Genomic DNA, 15,410 nt, shown 5'->3' on the forward strand with positions numbered 1-15,410 from the left:
GTTCAGCAGCTCTCCCAGCGCCTGCTCGCCCGTGGCGGTCGCGGCGGCGCCGTGACGGCGCGGCCCTCGAACAGCAGCGCGAAGGCACTCTGCTCGCCCAGCGTGGCGTGCAGGTACCCGAACCACGCCTGCTCGTGCAGTGTTTCAGGAACGCGTGCAGGTCGCAGAACGACTGCTCCAGCCCGGCGTGCGTGGGCGGCGCGTGCGGCAGGAAGCGCGCCAGGAACGGCGCGGCCCCCGGATACATGGGCTGCAGTTCCGGCACGGCCTCCCCGGCCGGTTCGGTGGGGCGGGCGTCAGGCCGGCGGGTTCCGGTCGGTTCGGTCATGTGGCCTCGGGGTCGGCCCGGCGGTCAGTTCGGCCGTCGGTTCGGTAGGCAGCCCGGCCGTCGTTCGGCGCCGGATTCGGGGCAGGTTCTGCGGGACGCTCGCCGGAGCGGCGGCTCGGGGGCCGGCGCGACGTTTCTCCTTCACGCGGCCCTCCGGGCGCCCGGCACGGTCACAGGCCGTCCACGCGGGAGAGTACGCGGGACTCTCCGTCCAGCGCCGGGGCGGCCGCTGCGTCCGGGCGGCCGTGCGTCCGCATCGTCGGGGCAGCAGATCAGGCCCTGACGGAAACGGGCGGCGTTCTGCACGTACCGCGCCGCGTTTCCGCCGCCCGCGCGGGCCGGACCACCCGCGCGGGAATGCCGACGGCCAGCATGCCGTCCGGGACGTGTACCCCTTCGGCAGCACCGCGCCGGCCCCCAGGACCGCGCCCGCGCCCAGACTGGAGCCGCTGAGCATGACCGCGCCCATGCCGACCAGACTGCCGGGGCCGCAGATGGCGCCGTGCACGATGGCGCGTGCCCGACCGTCACGTGATCGGTCAGGATGCAGGCCAGCCGGCGTCGTGTGCAGGACCGCGCCGTCCTGGACGTTGCAGGACGGCCGACCGTGACGGCCTCGATGTCGCCGCGCAGCACGGCACCGAACCAGACGCTGGCGTGCGCCGCGACCGTGACCTGACCGATGATGTCGGCGCTGGCCGCGATGAACGCGGTGGGGTGAATGTGGGGGACGTGCCCGTCCAGGGCGTAGCGCGGCATGCTGTATTCCTCCGGAAGGTCGCGTGTGCGTAACGGTCGCTGCGGCGCAGGGCCCGGGGGCTTCGTCAGTGACACACGCGGCGTTGAACTGGGTGTCAGCCTAGCATGACCCTGCTGTCACCGCGCCGCTGCCCCGCTGGGACGGGGCCGGGCAGCGGGATGGCAGGGGCGCAAATCTGCACACCGCCCGGCGCGAGTCATGCGATAATACTGGGGTCTTAAAATTCGCGTCATCTGTTGGGTCTGACCCAGAGGGTGGGATACCAGGCAGCGAATTCTTGAGATGCAAGGAGAGTTATGGCTCAAGTCGAGTGAAGTGGTTCAACGTTGAAAAAGGCTACGGATTCATCGAGCACCCGGGCAACCCTGACGTGTTCGTGCACTACAGCGCCATCCAGAGCGGCGGTTTCCGCAAGCTCAACGAGGGTGACGAGGTGGAGTTCGAGGTGGAGGCCGGCCAGGGCAGCAAGGGCCCGCAGGCCAAGAACGTGTCGTCACCAACGCCGCGCCCGCTCCGGTGGGCGGCGGCATGGGCGGCAACCGCGGCGGCAGCCGCTGGTAACGTCCGGCTGAGGCTCCCCTGCGGAGCCTGAGCGGACAGCACCCCTGCGGCTCAGCCCCCCCACCATTCGGAGATTCACCTGTGCAGCGGACGCGTCGTCGTCCGCTGCTTGCGTTTCCGGGCGCGGCCGACTCGTACGGACTGCTCCCACTCGCTGCCGCTCGGATTGAACGGTTGTTGCAACCCGTTCGGAGTCCGTCAGATGCGTCCACGCGTCGGCCGCGCAGCCCGTAGCATGGCGGACATGAGCGACCCCGTCTCCCTGTCCAAGGACCGCCCGGCGGCCGTCCCGGACTCCGGCACGCCCCTCGGACGACACGCCGCCGCGCCCGCGACAGGCCCTGACACCGGCTCTGGCACCGGCCCTGACACAGGCTCTGGCACCGGCCCTTCCGCAGGCACGCACGCGGCGGACGGCCCGCAGGCCGCGCCGTCGTCACGGCCTACCCGGTGTCGTTCACGGGTCGGCAGGCGAGTACTTCCGGCTGTGGATCGTGAACTCGGCGCTGACGGTCGTGACGCTGGGCCTGTACCTGCCGTGGGCGCGGGTTCGCAACCGCAGTACTTCTACGGGCACACCTGGGTGGACGGTCACAACTTCGAGTACCGGGCCGATCCGCGCCGCCTGCTGCGCTCTTACCTGCTGGTGGGGCGCTGTTCCTGGCCTATGTGCTGACCAGCGAGAGCGAGAGCCTGGGCTGGGTGTCGGCCTGATCGCCCTGCTGTTCCTGGGGTTGTACCCGTGGCTGGTGGCGCAGTCCATGCGGTTCCAGGCGGTGAATACCGTGCACCGTGGTCTGCGCTTTCACTTTGACGGCCGCGTGCAGGACGCCTACGTGGCGTACGGCGCGGCGAACGTGGCGGCGGCCGTGTCCGGGGGTCTGGCGCTGCCGTGGGCGTGGTTCATGCAGCGCCGCTACCAGCTGAACAACCTGCGGTACGGGTCGGCGCGCGGCCTGTTCCGGGGGACGTGGCGCCCATGTACCTGATCGCGCTGGTCGGCGTGGGCCTGCTGGTCGGGGCGGGGCTGCTGCTGGCCATTCCGGCGGCGTGGCGCTCGTGGCGTGGATGGCCAGTCAGGGCTTCGAGCTGGACAGCCTGAACTGGAATAGTGCGGGCTTGCTGGGCGTGCTGTTCGTCGTGGTGGCGTACGTGATCCTGCTGGCGATGAACGGCGTGGCGTGGCAGTACGTGCGGGCCGCGACCATGCGGTACGTGCTGAACAACGCCGAACTGGGCGGCGTGGTCCGCACGGCGCGACCTTCAACCCCTGGCAGGTCGTGTGGATCACCGTGTCGAACGGCGTGGCGCAGGTGCTGACACTGGGCCTCGCGACCCCCTGGGCGGACATCCGCCGTAACCGCTACCTCCTGGAGGGCGTGACCGTGCGGGCCATCGTGCCGCTCGACGAGTTCGCGGGCCGTCAGGGTGGTCCGGAGTCGGCGCTGGGCGAGGCCGCCACGGAACTCCTCGACATCGGCTGGGGTTCTGAGGATGTCGGGCCGCGACTCCTGGCCCGAGTGCCGGGCGTGTACTTCGACGGGCAGGTCAGCCGCGACCACCCGCCACGCTGCACCTGGGACCGGACGGCGCGCGGCTGCGCCTGCCGGGCCGCGCCGACCACCACTGGCGCGCGGCCGACGTGACCGTGGACCCGGCGCTGCCCGGCGTGCGCGCGCGCTGTCCTTCCCGGACGGCAGCCGGTTCGAGACCACCGACCACGCCGCCGTCCGCGACTGGGAGTCCCGGCAGGACGCAACCGCCTGCTGGGCGGCGTGGCCCGCCTGGAGGCCAGCTGGGGCGCGGCGCTGGGCGCGGTCGCCGTGACCGGGGCGCTGCTGTGGGGCTTCGTGACCTTCGGCCTGCCGGTCCTGGCGCGTCAGGCGGCGGCCGTGACCCCGCAGGGCGTGCTGGCCACCTTCGACCGCGAGGCACTGACGGTCCTGGAGCAGCAGGAACTGGTCGGGCCGAGCCGCCTGAGCGCCGCGCGGCAGCCGAGCTGCAGGCCGCCTTCCGGGACGTGAGTGCCTGGGCGGGCGGCGGGTACGGGTACCGGCTGCTGCTGCGTGACGGCGAGCCGGCGGGAAGCAGCGGACTGGGCGCGAACGCGTTCGCGTTGCCGAACGGCACGGTCGTCATGACCGATCAGCTGGTCGAGCTGGGCCGCAGTGACCGGGAACTGATCGGGGTGCTGGCGCACGAGGCGGGGCACGTCACGCAGCGGCACGGACTGGCCAGCGTGTACCAGGCGCTGGGCCTGGGCCTGATCGTCACAGCCCTGACCGGGGACGTGGTCAGCGCGTCCACGTTCGCGGCGGCGGTGCCGGTCGCGCTGGTGCAGGGCGGGTACTCGCGGGCCGCCGAGACGCAGTCCGACCGGATCGCCGCCCGCTACCTGCTGGAGCGGTACGGCACCACCCGGCCCCTTCAGACGATCCTGGCCCGCCTGGAGTCGGCCCAGGGAGGTGCGGGCGGCCTGCCGGACCTGCTGAACACCCACCCCGGCACGGACGCCCGTATCGAGCACCTGCGGCGGCTGGAGGACGCGGCCCGCTGACCCGGCGGGCACAGACGCGGCACACACAGACAGCCCGGCACAGATGGACAGCGCCTCATGCACTACGCTCTGGGGCGTGAAGTTCACGGTTCTGTCCACCAGTCTCGACCCGGAAAGCCGCAGCGCGTGGCTGTGCACCCTGGCCGCCGCGCAGTTGCGGGCGCAGGGACACGAGGTCACGTTCCTCGACCTGCGGACCGATCCGCTCCCGCCCTTCGACAACGTGCAGGGAGCCGGGGCTGTTACGACCACCCGAACGCCGCGCGGTACCACGCGGCCGTGGCGGGCGCGGACGGCGTGTTCCTGGGCGTGCCCGTGTACAACTGGGGCCTGGGTCCGGAGCGAAAGCCCTGGTGGAACTGACGGGCAGCAGCGACGAGGCGCGCGGCCTGCACGGCGCGTGGTTCGACCGGCCCGTCACGTTCCTGGTGTCCGGCGGCTGGACCACGGTACCTGAGTCACGGGGCGTTCGCGTTCGGCCTGATGGTGGATTTCCGCTGCGTGGTGAACCCGCACTTCGTGTACGCCACCTCCGCGCACTGGGACGCACCGGGCGTGCCGGGCGAGTGGCTGCGCGGGCGGCTGGCGCGCACCGTGGACCGGGGTGTGGATCTCTCGCAGCGGCTGGCCGGGCGCGATTACGCCAGCGTGTGGGAACTGTGACCGCGCCCGGCCCGGCCCGGCCTGCGCCGCTCCTGCCGCCCACGGAACGCCCGCGCGTGATCCTGGAACACCCGGACTTCTACGTGGTGCACAAACCGGCGTTGTGGCTCACGCACCCGGTGCGGGCGCGGGTGGAGGTGCCGGACCTGCTGACGTTCATGCAGCGCACGACCGGCGAGCCGGACCTCGCGCCGCCGCACCGCCTGGACCGCGAGACGAGCGGCGCGCAGGTCCTGACCCGCGACCGCGAGGCCGCGCAGCGGTTCTTCACGCTGTTCAAGACGCATCTGGTCGGCAAGACGTACCTGTCGATCGTGCACGGTACCCCCGACTGGGAACGGCGCACGCTGGACGCCCCGCTGGGCGACCTGGGGCTGGGCGGCGCGAACCGCGTCAGCATCCGGCAGGGGGTCGTGCCGGACGGACGGCCCGCCGTGACGGACTTCCGGGTGGTGGCCCGCCGCGCCGGTCACGCCCTGATCGAGGCGTACCCGCGCAGCGGCCGCCTGCACCAGATCCGCGCGCACCTGTCGCACCTGGGCCTGCCGATGGTGGGCGACAAGATCTACGGCCGCGATCCCGGCGTGTTCCTGACGTTCATGGAGACCGGGCAGACGCCGGAACTCACGGCGCGGCTGGGGCTGGCGCGTCAGGCGCTGCACGCCGCGCGCATCGCGTTCCGTGGGCGGGCACGCAGGTCGTGGCCGAGGTGCCGCTCGCCCCGGACCTGCAGGCGTACTGGGACGCCCTGCCGGACACACCCTGAAGGCCCGGCGCGTCCGGCCTGCCCGCTTGCGCATGAGCGCCGGGCGGTCGGCCCGTATACTCGCCGCATCATGATTGCCTCCCCTCCTGCTGCCCCGCGCGTGAGCCCGTGGGTGCTGTCCGCGTTCTGGTTCGGCACGGCCTTCCACTGGCTGCTGCTGCTGCTGGTCCTGATGCCCGCCAACGTCCTCGAATTCGTCGGCCCGGACCGCAAGGGCACGTACGTGGGCGCGCTGACCGCCATCGGCGCGGTCATGGCGCTCGTCATTCCGCCGCTGGTGGGCGCGCACAGCGACCGCACCGGGCGGCGCGTGCCGTACCTGCGGCTGGGCGTGGGCGTGAACATCGCGGGTCTGGCCGTCATGGGGGCCGCCGTGACCCTGCTGAGTGGCATGACCGGCTTCTGGGTGTACGTGCTGGGGTTCCTGCTCGTGCAGTTCGGCAACAACTACGCCACCGCGCCGTACTCGGCCCTGATTCCGCAGCTCGTGCCGACCGAGCAGCGCGGCCGGTACAGCGGCGTGATGGGCATGCTCCAGGCGGCGGGGCAGCTGCTGGGCGCGGTCAGTGCCTTCGTGGTCGGGACGCTGGGGTTGCCGTCCATGGTGTCGTTCGTGCTGATCGCGGTGTTCCTGCTGGTGCCGGCGCTCGTGACGATGCGCGGCGTTCCGGACGACGCCCGCCCCGCCCCGGCCGGCACCCGGCCCGCGCCGTGGCAGTCGCTGTTCGCGTACCGGCCGTTCCTGTGGGTGTTCGTCACGCGCGTCCTGTTCGCGCTGGGGCAGTACTCGGTGCAGCCCTTCTTGCAGTACTACAACGCCGACGTGCTGGGCCAGAAGGACCCGGCCACGTCGAACTCGATCATGCTGGCGTGCATCATCGTGGCGAGCATCGTGTCCGCCCTGATCGGCGGGCGCATCAGTGACCGCGTGGGCCGTAAACCCGTCATCTACGTCGCCGGGACGACCATGGCGGCCGCCGCGCTGCTGCTGCTGGTCGTGCCGGGTTTCGGGGCAGCGCTGCTGCTGGCCGTCGTGTTCGGTCTGGGCTTCGGCGCGTTCACCAGCGTGGACTGGGCGCTGGGCAGCGACGCCATGCCCAGCGACACCAGCTTCGCGCGGGACATGGGCATCTGGCACGTGGCGTTCGTGGCTCCGCAGTTCATCGGGGGGCCGCAGGGCGCGCTGCTCGACTGGGGGAACGCGCAGGGCGGCAACCTGGGGTACACGCTGGTGTTCGGCGTGGCCGCCGCCTTCTTCATCCTGGGCGTACTGCTGGTCCGCAACGTGCCGGACACCCGCCCGAAAGGTCAGCACCTGCCTGCCTGAGCGTCACCTCTGCTGATACGGGTTCCGTTTGTTTCGCCGACAATCCGGAACTTCACCGGATTGCCGGCTCCACGTCCGGAACCCGTTTCTCTCCTTCTCGCATCCGCTCGGATTGAACGGTCTTTGCAGTCCATTCAATCGGAGTCCGTATGAGTAGCGGAAGTGCGCGGCCCGGACGCCAGAGGTCCGGGCCGTTCCCATGGTTGGCCCTGGTGCGGGGTGTCCGGTTGTTCCTCACGGAGCGTGCAGGGTTCCTTCAGAACGGGTTACGAAGCTGTTCACACGGTGCCTCTCATTTCAGTTCGGCGCGGCGGGCGCGTGACAGGGTGAACCCATGACTCAATCCGATACCGCGCAATCCGATACCGCCCGCACGGACTCCATCAAGACGCTGGCCGCCATGATCAAGGAAGTCCACTTCGCCATGCTGACCGTGCAGACCGCCGACGGTCACCTGCACGCCCACCCCATGACCACGCAGCAGGTCGAGTTCGACGGTGACATCTGGTTCATCGGCGGCAAGGACACCGAGCAGGTGCAGAACATGGCGGCCCGCCCCCAGGTGAACGTCAGTTACTCCAGCCCCGACAAGGGCGTGTACGTCAGCGTGAACGGCACCGCGCAACTGGTCGAGAACCGCGCGAAACTCGATGAACTCTGGAGTGACTTCTACCAGACGTACTTCCCGCAGGGCAAGGAAGACCCGAACATCCAGCTGATCCAGATTCACGCGAACGGCGCCGAGTACTGGGAAGGCAACGGCAAGATCCGCAGCCTGCTGGCGTTCGCGAAGGGACTGGTCGGTGGGAAGCCCGACATGGGCGAGAACGAAACCGTCCGACTCTGATCGGCTGCGCGCCCTGACCACATCGGGTCAGACATGATCACAGAACGGACTCCGGAAGAGGGGCAGCTGCCCGCCTTCCGGAGTCTGTTCTGTGAGGTGATTCCCGCCGTTTACTTCAGTTCTTTGAGGACGGCGTTGTTCAGGTTCGTGGCGCCCTCGTTGGCGTACACGATCAGGCTGGTCTGCGCGGCGACCCGTTCGTCCAGGACGACGGTGTAGCCGTTGGCGCGGGCGACCTTGGCGACGGCGGCGTTCATCTTGGTGCCCAGCGGTTTGAAGGCCGCGTCGATGCGTTTGGCGTAGTCGGTGCGGGCGGCCGCGTACGCCTGCTGCGCCTTGGTGAGGGCGGCGCGGTCGGCGGCGGTGCTGGCCTTCGCCGCGAGCGCCTGGATGTTCTTCTGCTTCGCGGCGAGGTCGCTGCTGGCCCTGGCGTTCAGGTCCAGGTAGGCCTGCGCGCCGGGCATGCCCTTCACGACCGTCTGGACGTTCAGGATGCCGACGCGGTTCTTGCTCTGCTGGGCGTGCGGGACGGTGGTCAGCAGGGCGAGCGGGAGGAGGAGCATGAATCGGTTCAAGGGAAGTTCTCCTGGCCCGGCAGGAAGCCGGTGGTGACGGAGCCGGCCCCGCAGCGAGTACCGCGCGGGGCCAGCTTCGGGTCAGGGGTGATCGCGCGGAGGCGGGCTTATACGGATTCCGTTTGTTTCGTTGACAACCCGGAAGGGCGCCAGGTTGCTAACTCCACGTCCGGAACCCGTTTCTCTCCCACTCTGCGGGGCAGCTCTACGAGTCGCATCCGCTCGGATTGAACGGTCTTTGCAGCCCATTCAATCGGAGTCCGTATTACTTGACGGACTTGGCGACCGCGTCGGTCAGTTCGCTGGTGGGGTCGGCGTAGATGACCAGTCCGCTCTTGGCGGCCACGTCGCGGTCCATGACGATCGAGAAGCCGTTGCTCTTGGCGACGGTGTTGATGGCGGTGTCCACGGCCTTCTCGACCACGGCGATCTTCGGGGCCAGCTGCTTGTCGTAGGCGTCGGCCTTGCTGCGGATGGTGGTGACCAGCTGCTCGCGGGTCTGTTTCTCGGCGGCCGAGGCGTTCGCGCCCTTGGCATCGATGGCCTTGACCTGCTTGTCGAGCGCCGTGAGTTCATCGTCGGCTTTCTTCTGAATGGCCTGGATTTCCTTGTCGCCGGGGTGGGCGGCCAGGAGTTTGGAAACGTCCACGAACCCGACCTTCTGGGGGGTGGTCTGCGCGTGGGGCGCGACGGTACCGAGGCCGTAGGCGGCCGCGAGGGCCAGGGGGGCCAGGATCTTGGCGTTGATCTTCATGTCGCGCAACGTATCACGCGCCTTTCTGAGCCGAATGAAGGTCAGCTGACCCGGTTCACACCTCCTTTCCATCCCCCGTTCGTGGGGCTGTACGCAGGCAGGCGGGACGTGTGCCGGGCCGGGTCACCTGTACACTGCGCGTATGCTCGTTCGCGACTGGATGACCCGTAATCCGACCACCGTGACTCCCGACACGCCCGTCATGGACGCCCTGAAACTGCTGAAAGAGGGTGGGTTCCGCCGCCTGCCGGTCATGGAGGGCGAGCGGCTGGTCGGCATCACGACCCGCAAGGACCTGAAAGACGCCATGCCCAGCAAGGCCACGACCCTGAGCGTCTGGGAACTGAATTACCTGCTGAGCAAACTGACGGTCGAGGAGATGATGGCCCGCCCGGTCATCACGGCCGCCGAGGGCGAGTACATGGAGGACGCGGCGCTGCGCATGCAGGAGCATCACGTGGGGGGCCTGCCGGTCCTGAACGACGCGGGCCGCCTGAGTGGGATCATCACGACCATGGATGTCCTGCGGGCCTTCACGGGCATCCTGGGCATGCGCGAGGGCGGGCAGCGCCTGACGCTGGACATGCCGGACGTGCCGGGCAGCCTGGAACGCGCGACCGGGGCGATCCTGCCGAGCAACATCATCAGCGTCGCCACGTACGGCGGCGAGAACGGCCGGCGCCGTTTCGTGATGCGCGTCAGCGGCGAGGGCCTCAAGGACGTGCGCGAGCGCGTGCGGGCCACCGGCATCGACGTGCTGGACTGACCCACACAGAGGTGACGCAACCAGAAGAGAGGCCCGGTGATCGGCACACCGGGCCTCTCTCTTTGCAGCCGGTTACAGCAGGCTGATGGCGTACTCGCCCATCCGGCGCGGGATGTTCACGCCGGTGGTCGCCACGGAGTTCTTGAATTCCATGGTGTGATTGATCTCGATGATCTTCAGGCCGCCCCACTCGTTCTGGGCACCCGGGTCCTCGACGAGGTCGATGGCGACGATCTGGCCGTGGACGGCGGCGGCGGCCCGCACGGCCAGGTCGGCCATCTCGGGCGTGACGGGGCAGTTGCTGGCCCTGGCGCCGCGCGCGGTGTTCGTGATCCAGTGTTCGCTGGTGCGGTAGATCGCGCCGATGCACTCGCCGCCCACCACGAACGCGCGGATGTCACGGCCGGGTTTGTTGATGAGTTCCTGCACGTAGAAGATGCCGTGCTGCGGCCCGCCCAGCACTTCCTTGTGCTCGATGACGGCCTCGGCGGCGGCGCGGTCGTTCAGGCGGCTGACCATGCGGCCCCACGAGCCGACGGTGGGTTTCAGGACGACCGGGTAGCCCATCTCCTCGATGAGTTGCAGGGCCGCGTCGCCGTCGAAGGCCACGCCGGTACGGGGGGTGGGCAGGCCGTGGGCGTGCAGGGCGGCGTTCGTGGCGAGTTTGTCGCCGCACAGTTCGATGACGTGCGCGGGGTTGATGACCTTCACGCCGAAGCCTTCGAGGGCGCGGGTCACGCCGTGGCCGCGGCTCTGGCTGACGCAGCGTTCGATGGCGACCTTCCAGGGCACGGCGGCGCGGCCCTGCTCGTCGAAGGTGACGGTCAGTTGCGGCGCGTAAACCTTGTCGTAGGGCACGCCGAGGTCGTCGAGGGCCTCGAAGAGCATTTTCTCGTCGGGGCGGATGCGGTCGTACAGGACGGCGAGGTCTGCCATGGGGGTGTCCGGGGTGGGTGGCCCTGCAAGGGAGCGCGGTCAGGTGTTCCGGTGGAACGGCCTGACCGCGTGCCCTGGCGGGGTCACTCTCCCCAGTCCTCCGCTTCCTGCGGGGCGGCTTCGAGGCGGGGCGGTTCGATGGACACGACCTCGTATTCCACGCCGGTTTCGTCGTCGGTGACGAGTTCGCCGAGTTCGGGGTTGGTCAGTTCGATGGTCGCGCCGGTATCGGGGTTTTCAAATTGAATGGTAGCCATATTCACTCCTTACGTTTGGTAGGTTAACGCACCTAATTTATGGCGTTCGCAATTGCCTAGGCAGGTGGTAGAAACCTTGCGCTCAGATCACGTCCGGGTCGTCCATCAACTCCAGCGCCACCAGACCCTTGCAGTGCGGACACGACACCACGCTGACCTCCACACCGTCCAGCACCTGCACCGGCGCGGCCCCCAGCATGTCCTCGGTCACCTCGAACTCCTCACCGCAATTCGGGCAGGTCGTCATCTCACCCAGCAGCTCCAGATCGAAGTCCTCGCCCTCACCGTTGCGGGTCACTTCCATCTCCGAATGGCAGGAGTCGCACACGATGACGTCCCCCACCATCAGCTCCGCACGGTCCTCGTCGGTCAGTTCCAGCACTTCCGCACACACGGGGCATTCAATCTCCAGGGTCGCCATGCCCCCAGTGTAGGGCCCCCGGTTCAGGCGGGCTCGCCGGGAAAACGCCCATGCTTCTTGAAGAACGCCAGGATGCTCCCCTCCGCCAGAGCCTCGCGCAGGAACTCCGGTGGCGGCGGCAACTGCACCGTCCCGCCCGCATGCGTCAGCACGCCGGTGGGCACGTCCAGCGACACGTCCGCGCCGTCCTCCAGCAGCCCGGTCAGGTCGAACTCGAACGCCGGGATGCCCAGGTTCAGCAGGTTGCGGTAATGAATGCGCGCGAAACTCGGCGCGACGATCCCGCCCACCTGCAACTTCTTCAGCGCCTGCGGGGCGTACTCGCGGCTGCTGCCCAGCCCCCAGTTGCGCCCCCCGATCAGCACGTCGCCGGGCTGCACGGACGCGGCGAACTCCGGGCGGATGTAATGGAACGCGAAAGTCTGAAACACGTCCTCGCCCGCCATGAACGGCGCGAACTTGCCCGGCAGGATGTCGTCCGTGTTCACACTGTCACCAAATTTCCAGATTCTCGCCATCTCAGGCCCCCTCTTGCTCGTACGCTTGTTCGTAACTGATGAATTCCAGCAGCGACCCATCCGGATCGCGGAAGTACACACTGAGGCCGTCACCCTGCGCGCCCGCGCGGGCCACCGGGCCCAGTTCCACCGGCACGCCACACGCACTCAGGTGCGCGGCGGCCCCGCTGACCGGGCCGTCCCACACGAAGCACAAGTCACTGCCACCCGGCGCGACCGGCACGCGCGCCAGCGGCTGCGGACTCAGGCCCGGCCCGTGCAGGTTCAGCTGCTGCGCCCCGAAGCGGTACGCGAAGCCCTGAGCGCGTGGGATGACCTCGGCCCCCAGCACCCGCGCGTAGAACTCGTTCGAACGCGCCCAGTCGGAGACGTGCAGCACGCAGTGATCCAGCCGGACGTTCACGCGGGTACCGGGGTGGACAGCACGTCCTCTGGCAGTGCGACGCGGCCCATGACGGCGGTCGCGGCGGCCACGGCGGGCGACGCGAGGTAGATGCGGGCGTCCTTGTCGCCCATCCGCCCGATGAAGTTGCGGTTACTGGTGCTGACGCAGACCTCGCCGGGGGCCAGCACGCCCTGGTGGCGGCCCATGCACGGCCCGCAGCCAGGCGTTCCCAGCACCGCTCCGGCGCGTTGCAGGGTCAGGAGGGTGCCGTCGGCCATGGCGTCCTCCATGACCTGACTGCTGGCCGGAATGACGAGCAGTCGCGTGCCGGGGGCGACGCGCCGTCCGCGCAGGACGTCGGCGGCGGCGTGCAGGTCCTCGATGCGGCCGTTCGTGCAGGTGCCGATGAACACCTGATCCACGTGCTGGTCGCGCAGCTGTTCGCGCAGGTCGGCCACGTCGAACACGTTGTCGACCTCGTTGGGGGCGCTCATGCGGGGGTTCAGGGTGCCCAGGTCGATCTCGATGCTCTGCACGTACGTGGCGCCGTCGTCGGGGTACACCCAGTCGGGGATGTCGTAGCCGTACGCGGTGAGGATCTCGCCGCCGGGCACGACCAGTCCGACCTTCGCTCCGGCCTCGACGCAGAGGTTCGCCAGGGTCATGCGTTCGCCGCGCGTGAAGCGGTCCCCGGCGTGCATCTCGATGCTCTGGTAGGTCGCGCCGTCCGCGCCGAGGCGGCGGATCATCTCCAGGGCGACGTCCTTGGCACTCACGCCCGCTCTGAGGTCGCCGGTGAAGGTGACTTTCACGCTCTCGGGGACTTTCAGCCAGGTCTTGCCGCTGGCGGCGGCCAGGGCGATGTCGGTGGCGCCCATGCCGGTCCCGAACGCGGCGACCGCGCCGTACGTGGTGGAGTGGCTGTCGCTGCCCAGCACGATCCAGCCGGGCCGGGCCAGTCCTTCCTCCATCAGCACCTGATGGCAGATGCCGCGCCCCACGTCGAACAGGCGCACGCCGGTCTGCGCGGCGTACTCGCGTGCTTCCTTCTGCGCCTGCGCCACGCTGACGGTGCTCGCGGGGGCAACGTGATCGATGACGATACTGACCCGCTCGGGGTATCTGGGCGTGGCGTTCAGGTCCTGCCCCATGCGCTGGATGAAGCTCTGGGCGATGGAGTCCACGACCATGACCTGATCGACCTCGACGACCGCGAGGTCGCCGGCGTACACAACCTGCGTGCCGCGTCGGGAGAGGATCTTTTCCGCCATGGTCTGCGGGCGGGGGGTGGGGTTCGTCATGCGCCCCATCATGCCGCATCCGGCCAGGGTCGGCGTGAGATTGACTGGATTTCAGGCTGAATTGTTTGCAAACGCCAGGAAGGGGTGGGAAGGGTGCAGTTCAAAAATGAACCCCAGTCAAGTCAACCGCTGCCCCGGTATGTCACTGTGCGGAGCGTACCCACAACCCAGCTGCCACCCGCGGCAGATCCGTCCGTTCCAGCGTGAACGGACTTCAGCAGTCCTGTTCCGGCACCCGGCGCGGGCCTGCCTCCGCCCGTGGCCCAGGAGCCGTCATGTCCCATGCCCCGCACCGTACGCCTGCCCGCACCCCCGTCCTGGCCGCCCTGAGCGCCGCGCTGCTGCTCGCCTCGTGCGGCGCCCCCACCGGCCCCGCCGCCACCACCGTTCCGGTGACAGCGGCCGTGCCCATCCCGCCCGAGGCGACGGCCGCGCCCACCCGCACCGACCTGCGCGATACCGCCCTGCCCGCGCCGCTGAACGCGCAGGCGCTGGACAAGAGCACGCCGCTGATCCTGGTGCATGGCCTGGGGGGCTTCGGACGGGACGAGGCGCTGGGCCTGCGCTACTGGGGCGGCCTGAACGACGTGCAGCAGGACCTGCGCGGCCAGGGGTACAGCGTGTTCACGGCCAGCCTGGGGCCGGTCAGCAGCAACTGGGACCGCGCCGCCGAACTGTACGCGCAGATCAAGGGTGGCTGCGTGGACTACGGCGCGGCGCACGCCGCCACGCACAGGCACGCCCGCACGGACACCGCCAAGTGCTACCCCGGCTTCTACCCGCAGTGGGACGCGCAGCACCCGGTGAACCTGCTGGGGCACTCGATGGGCGGGCAGACCGCGCGGGTGCTCGTGAAACTGCTGGACGACGGGGACGCCGCCAACCGCGCCAGCGGCGGCCTGTTCGCCGGAGGCCGCGCCGGGTGGGTGCGCAGCGTCATGACGGTCAGCAGCCCCAACAACGGCAGTCCCGCCGCCGACACGTTGCAGGACGCCGTGCCCATGTTCAAGAACCTGATCCTGGCGTTCGCGGGCAGCGTCGGCGGGCTCGACCCGCAGAACTTCGTGTACAACTTCGACCTGGGCCAGTGGGGTCTGAGCCGCGCGCCGGGCGAGAGTTTCACCACGTACAACACCCGCGTGTTCAACTCCGGCATCTGGAACACCCGCGATCAGGCGGCGTACGACCTGAGCCCGGACGGCGCGGCCGCCCTGAACGCCTACGCGGGCCGCAGCCGCACCACGCGGTACTTCTCGTGGGAGACGAACGCCAGCACGCCCGGCCTGCTCAGCGGCTGGCACTACCCCAACCCCACCATGAACGCCGTCCTGCAACCCATCGCTTACCCCCACGCGTGGCCGCTGAAGCCTGGGCTGGGGAACGTCAGTGGCCGCAGCCCCGGCGGGGCCGTCACGTACAGCAGCGCGTGGTGGGCGAACGACGGGATCGTCCCGAACACGTCCATGAACGCCCCGACCAGCCAGGGCAGCGCCGCGTACACCGGGCAGGCCACCACGCCCGGAAGCTGGTATCGCCTGGGCCGCGTCAGCGGGTACGACCACATCGACATCACGGGCAACCTGTCGTTCCGGGACGTGAAGACCTTCTACCGCAACCAGGCGGCGTTCCTGGGCAGCGTGAAGTGACCGCCTACCTGCGCGCCTGATACGGATTCCGTTTGTTTCGCC

Annotated in this window: 19 protein-coding genes and 3 pseudogenes; 13 read left to right on the top strand and 9 right to left on the bottom strand. The window is 69.4% G+C overall.

What is annotated here, in order from left to right; translation table 11 throughout:
- Positions 1-328: pseudogene (locus tag BXU09_RS21155) on the bottom strand (hypothetical protein); the annotation flags it as partial.
- Positions 329-1,365: 1,037 nt separating this feature from the next.
- On the opposite strand from BXU09_RS21155, the pseudogene BXU09_RS00015 reads away from it, so the two are divergent.
- The 11 genes and pseudogenes from BXU09_RS00015 to BXU09_RS00050 all read left to right on the top strand — a co-directional run bounded on the left by BXU09_RS00015 (position 1,366) and on the right by BXU09_RS00050 (position 7,809).
- A pseudogene (locus BXU09_RS00015) lies at positions 1,366-1,649 on the top strand (cold shock domain-containing protein).
- 494 nt (positions 1,650-2,143) lie between these two features.
- Positions 2,144-2,638 (top strand): DUF898 family protein, encoded by a 495-nt coding sequence (locus tag BXU09_RS00020; protein ID WP_168174527.1) that lies wholly within the window; start codon positions 2,144-2,146, stop codon positions 2,636-2,638.
- Complete coding sequence (locus BXU09_RS21815) at positions 2,629-2,751, top strand: hypothetical protein (protein WP_276205821.1); 123 nt, start codon at positions 2,629-2,631, stop codon at positions 2,749-2,751. Before BXU09_RS00020 ends, BXU09_RS21815 begins: the two co-directional genes overlap by 10 nt.
- Positions 2,718-2,969: a hypothetical protein gene (locus tag BXU09_RS20800; protein ID WP_168174528.1), complete on the top strand. Its 252-nt coding sequence runs from the start codon at positions 2,718-2,720 to the stop codon at positions 2,967-2,969. The genes BXU09_RS21815 and BXU09_RS20800 overlap by 34 nt, the downstream gene beginning before the upstream one ends.
- Complete coding sequence (locus tag BXU09_RS00025) at positions 2,930-3,295, top strand: DUF898 family protein (protein WP_168174529.1); 366 nt, start codon at positions 2,930-2,932, stop codon at positions 3,293-3,295. The genes BXU09_RS20800 and BXU09_RS00025 overlap by 40 nt, the downstream gene beginning before the upstream one ends.
- A 129-nt stretch (positions 3,296-3,424) precedes the next feature.
- On the top strand, positions 3,425-3,673 hold the full coding sequence (locus BXU09_RS21245) for a hypothetical protein (protein WP_240500844.1): 249 nt from the start codon (positions 3,425-3,427) through the stop codon (positions 3,671-3,673).
- Positions 3,670-4,206: a M48 family metallopeptidase gene (locus tag BXU09_RS21250; RefSeq protein WP_240500847.1), complete on the top strand. Its 537-nt coding sequence runs from the start codon at positions 3,670-3,672 to the stop codon at positions 4,204-4,206. The genes BXU09_RS21245 and BXU09_RS21250 overlap by 4 nt, the downstream gene beginning before the upstream one ends.
- Positions 4,207-4,707: 501 nt before the next feature.
- Positions 4,708-4,869, top strand: coding sequence for a hypothetical protein (locus BXU09_RS21255; RefSeq protein WP_240500850.1), 162 nt, complete (start codon positions 4,708-4,710; stop codon positions 4,867-4,869).
- 56 nt (positions 4,870-4,925) lie between these two features.
- Positions 4,926-5,635, top strand: a pseudogene (locus BXU09_RS00040) (RluA family pseudouridine synthase).
- Between the two features lie 70 nt (positions 5,636-5,705).
- Positions 5,706-6,962: an MFS transporter gene (locus BXU09_RS00045; protein ID WP_078299293.1), complete on the top strand. Its 1,257-nt coding sequence runs from the start codon at positions 5,706-5,708 to the stop codon at positions 6,960-6,962.
- Positions 6,963-7,296: 334 nt separating this feature from the next.
- Positions 7,297-7,809, top strand: coding sequence for a pyridoxamine 5'-phosphate oxidase family protein (locus tag BXU09_RS00050; protein ID WP_055363037.1), 513 nt, complete (start codon positions 7,297-7,299; stop codon positions 7,807-7,809).
- Between the two features lie 110 nt (positions 7,810-7,919).
- Here the strand turns inward: BXU09_RS00050 and BXU09_RS00055 are convergent, their stop codons facing one another.
- Positions 7,920-8,384 carry an OmpH family outer membrane protein gene (locus BXU09_RS00055; RefSeq protein ID WP_055363036.1) on the bottom strand — a complete coding sequence of 155 codons (465 nt, stop codon included), beginning with the start codon at positions 8,382-8,384 and terminating at the stop codon, positions 7,920-7,922.
- 265 nt (positions 8,385-8,649) lie between these two features.
- Entirely contained in the window at positions 8,650-9,138 is a 489-nt protein-coding gene (locus BXU09_RS00060; RefSeq protein WP_055363035.1) for an OmpH family outer membrane protein, read from the bottom strand.
- A gap of 142 nt (positions 9,139-9,280) precedes the next feature.
- On the opposite strand from BXU09_RS00060, the gene BXU09_RS00065 reads away from it, so the two are divergent.
- On the top strand, positions 9,281-9,904 hold the full coding sequence (locus BXU09_RS00065) for a CBS and ACT domain-containing protein (RefSeq protein ID WP_055363034.1): 624 nt from the start codon (positions 9,281-9,283) through the stop codon (positions 9,902-9,904).
- A 72-nt stretch (positions 9,905-9,976) separates the two neighbouring features.
- On the opposite strand, the gene lysX is transcribed toward BXU09_RS00065, so the two are convergent.
- The 6 genes from lysX to BXU09_RS00095 form a co-directional block, all read right to left on the bottom strand.
- Entirely contained in the window at positions 9,977-10,840 is an 864-nt protein-coding gene (gene lysX, locus BXU09_RS00070; RefSeq protein WP_078299297.1) for a lysine biosynthesis protein LysX, read from the bottom strand.
- Positions 10,841-10,923: 83 nt separating this feature from the next.
- Positions 10,924-11,097, bottom strand: coding sequence for a lysine biosynthesis protein LysW (gene lysW, locus BXU09_RS00075; RefSeq protein WP_078299300.1), 174 nt, complete (start codon positions 11,095-11,097; stop codon positions 10,924-10,926).
- An 82-nt stretch (positions 11,098-11,179) separates the two neighbouring features.
- The gene (locus tag BXU09_RS00080; RefSeq protein WP_078299303.1) at positions 11,180-11,518 is read right to left on the bottom strand and encodes a hypothetical protein; all 339 of its coding nucleotides are present in this window, start codon (positions 11,516-11,518) and stop codon (positions 11,180-11,182) included.
- A 23-nt stretch (positions 11,519-11,541) separates the two neighbouring features.
- Positions 11,542-12,036, bottom strand: a complete 495-nt coding sequence (locus BXU09_RS00085; protein WP_078299306.1) for a homoaconitate hydratase — start codon at positions 12,034-12,036, stop codon at positions 11,542-11,544.
- Between the two features lies 1 nt (position 12,037).
- Positions 12,038-12,439, bottom strand: a complete 402-nt coding sequence (locus BXU09_RS00090; protein WP_078299309.1) for a VOC family protein — start codon at positions 12,437-12,439, stop codon at positions 12,038-12,040.
- On the bottom strand, positions 12,436-13,722 hold the full coding sequence (locus BXU09_RS00095) for a 3-isopropylmalate dehydratase large subunit (protein WP_078299312.1): 1,287 nt from the start codon (positions 13,720-13,722) through the stop codon (positions 12,436-12,438). The genes BXU09_RS00090 and BXU09_RS00095 overlap by 4 nt, the downstream gene beginning before the upstream one ends.
- A gap of 275 nt (positions 13,723-13,997) precedes the next feature.
- Here BXU09_RS00095 and BXU09_RS00100 point away from each other — a divergent pair, with 275 nt between their 5' ends.
- Positions 13,998-15,368 carry a lipase gene (locus BXU09_RS00100; protein ID WP_078299317.1) on the top strand — a complete coding sequence of 457 codons (1,371 nt, stop codon included), beginning with the start codon at positions 13,998-14,000 and terminating at the stop codon, positions 15,366-15,368.
- The last annotated feature ends 42 nt before the right edge of the window (positions 15,369-15,410 follow it).

This window comes from Deinococcus sp. LM3 (genome assembly GCF_002017875.1).
Taxonomy (GTDB): Bacteria; Deinococcota; Deinococci; order Deinococcales; family Deinococcaceae; genus Deinococcus.

Coding starts and splice junctions, on each gene's coding strand:
- BXU09_RS21815 (WP_276205821.1), top strand. CDS start 2,629: ATGTACCTGATCGCGCTGGTCGGCGTGGGCCTGCTGGTCGGGGCGGGG.
- BXU09_RS20800 (WP_168174528.1), top strand. CDS start 2,718: ATGGCCAGTCAGGGCTTCGAGCTGGACAGCCTGAACTGGAATAGTGCG.
- BXU09_RS00045 (WP_078299293.1), top strand. CDS start 5,706: ATGATTGCCTCCCCTCCTGCTGCCCCGCGCGTGAGCCCGTGGGTGCTG.
- BXU09_RS00050 (WP_055363037.1), top strand. CDS start 7,297: ATGACTCAATCCGATACCGCGCAATCCGATACCGCCCGCACGGACTCC.
- BXU09_RS00060 (WP_055363035.1), bottom strand. CDS start 9,138: ATGAAGATCAACGCCAAGATCCTGGCCCCCCTGGCCCTCGCGGCCGCC.
- BXU09_RS00065 (WP_055363034.1), top strand. CDS start 9,281: ATGCTCGTTCGCGACTGGATGACCCGTAATCCGACCACCGTGACTCCC.
- lysX (WP_078299297.1), bottom strand. CDS start 10,840: ATGGCAGACCTCGCCGTCCTGTACGACCGCATCCGCCCCGACGAGAAA.
- lysW (WP_078299300.1), bottom strand. CDS start 11,097: ATGGCTACCATTCAATTTGAAAACCCCGATACCGGCGCGACCATCGAA.
- BXU09_RS00080 (WP_078299303.1), bottom strand. CDS start 11,518: ATGGCGACCCTGGAGATTGAATGCCCCGTGTGTGCGGAAGTGCTGGAA.
- BXU09_RS00085 (WP_078299306.1), bottom strand. CDS start 12,036: ATGGCGAGAATCTGGAAATTTGGTGACAGTGTGAACACGGACGACATC.
- BXU09_RS00095 (WP_078299312.1), bottom strand. CDS start 13,722: ATGACGAACCCCACCCCCCGCCCGCAGACCATGGCGGAAAAGATCCTC.
- BXU09_RS00100 (WP_078299317.1), top strand. CDS start 13,998: ATGTCCCATGCCCCGCACCGTACGCCTGCCCGCACCCCCGTCCTGGCC.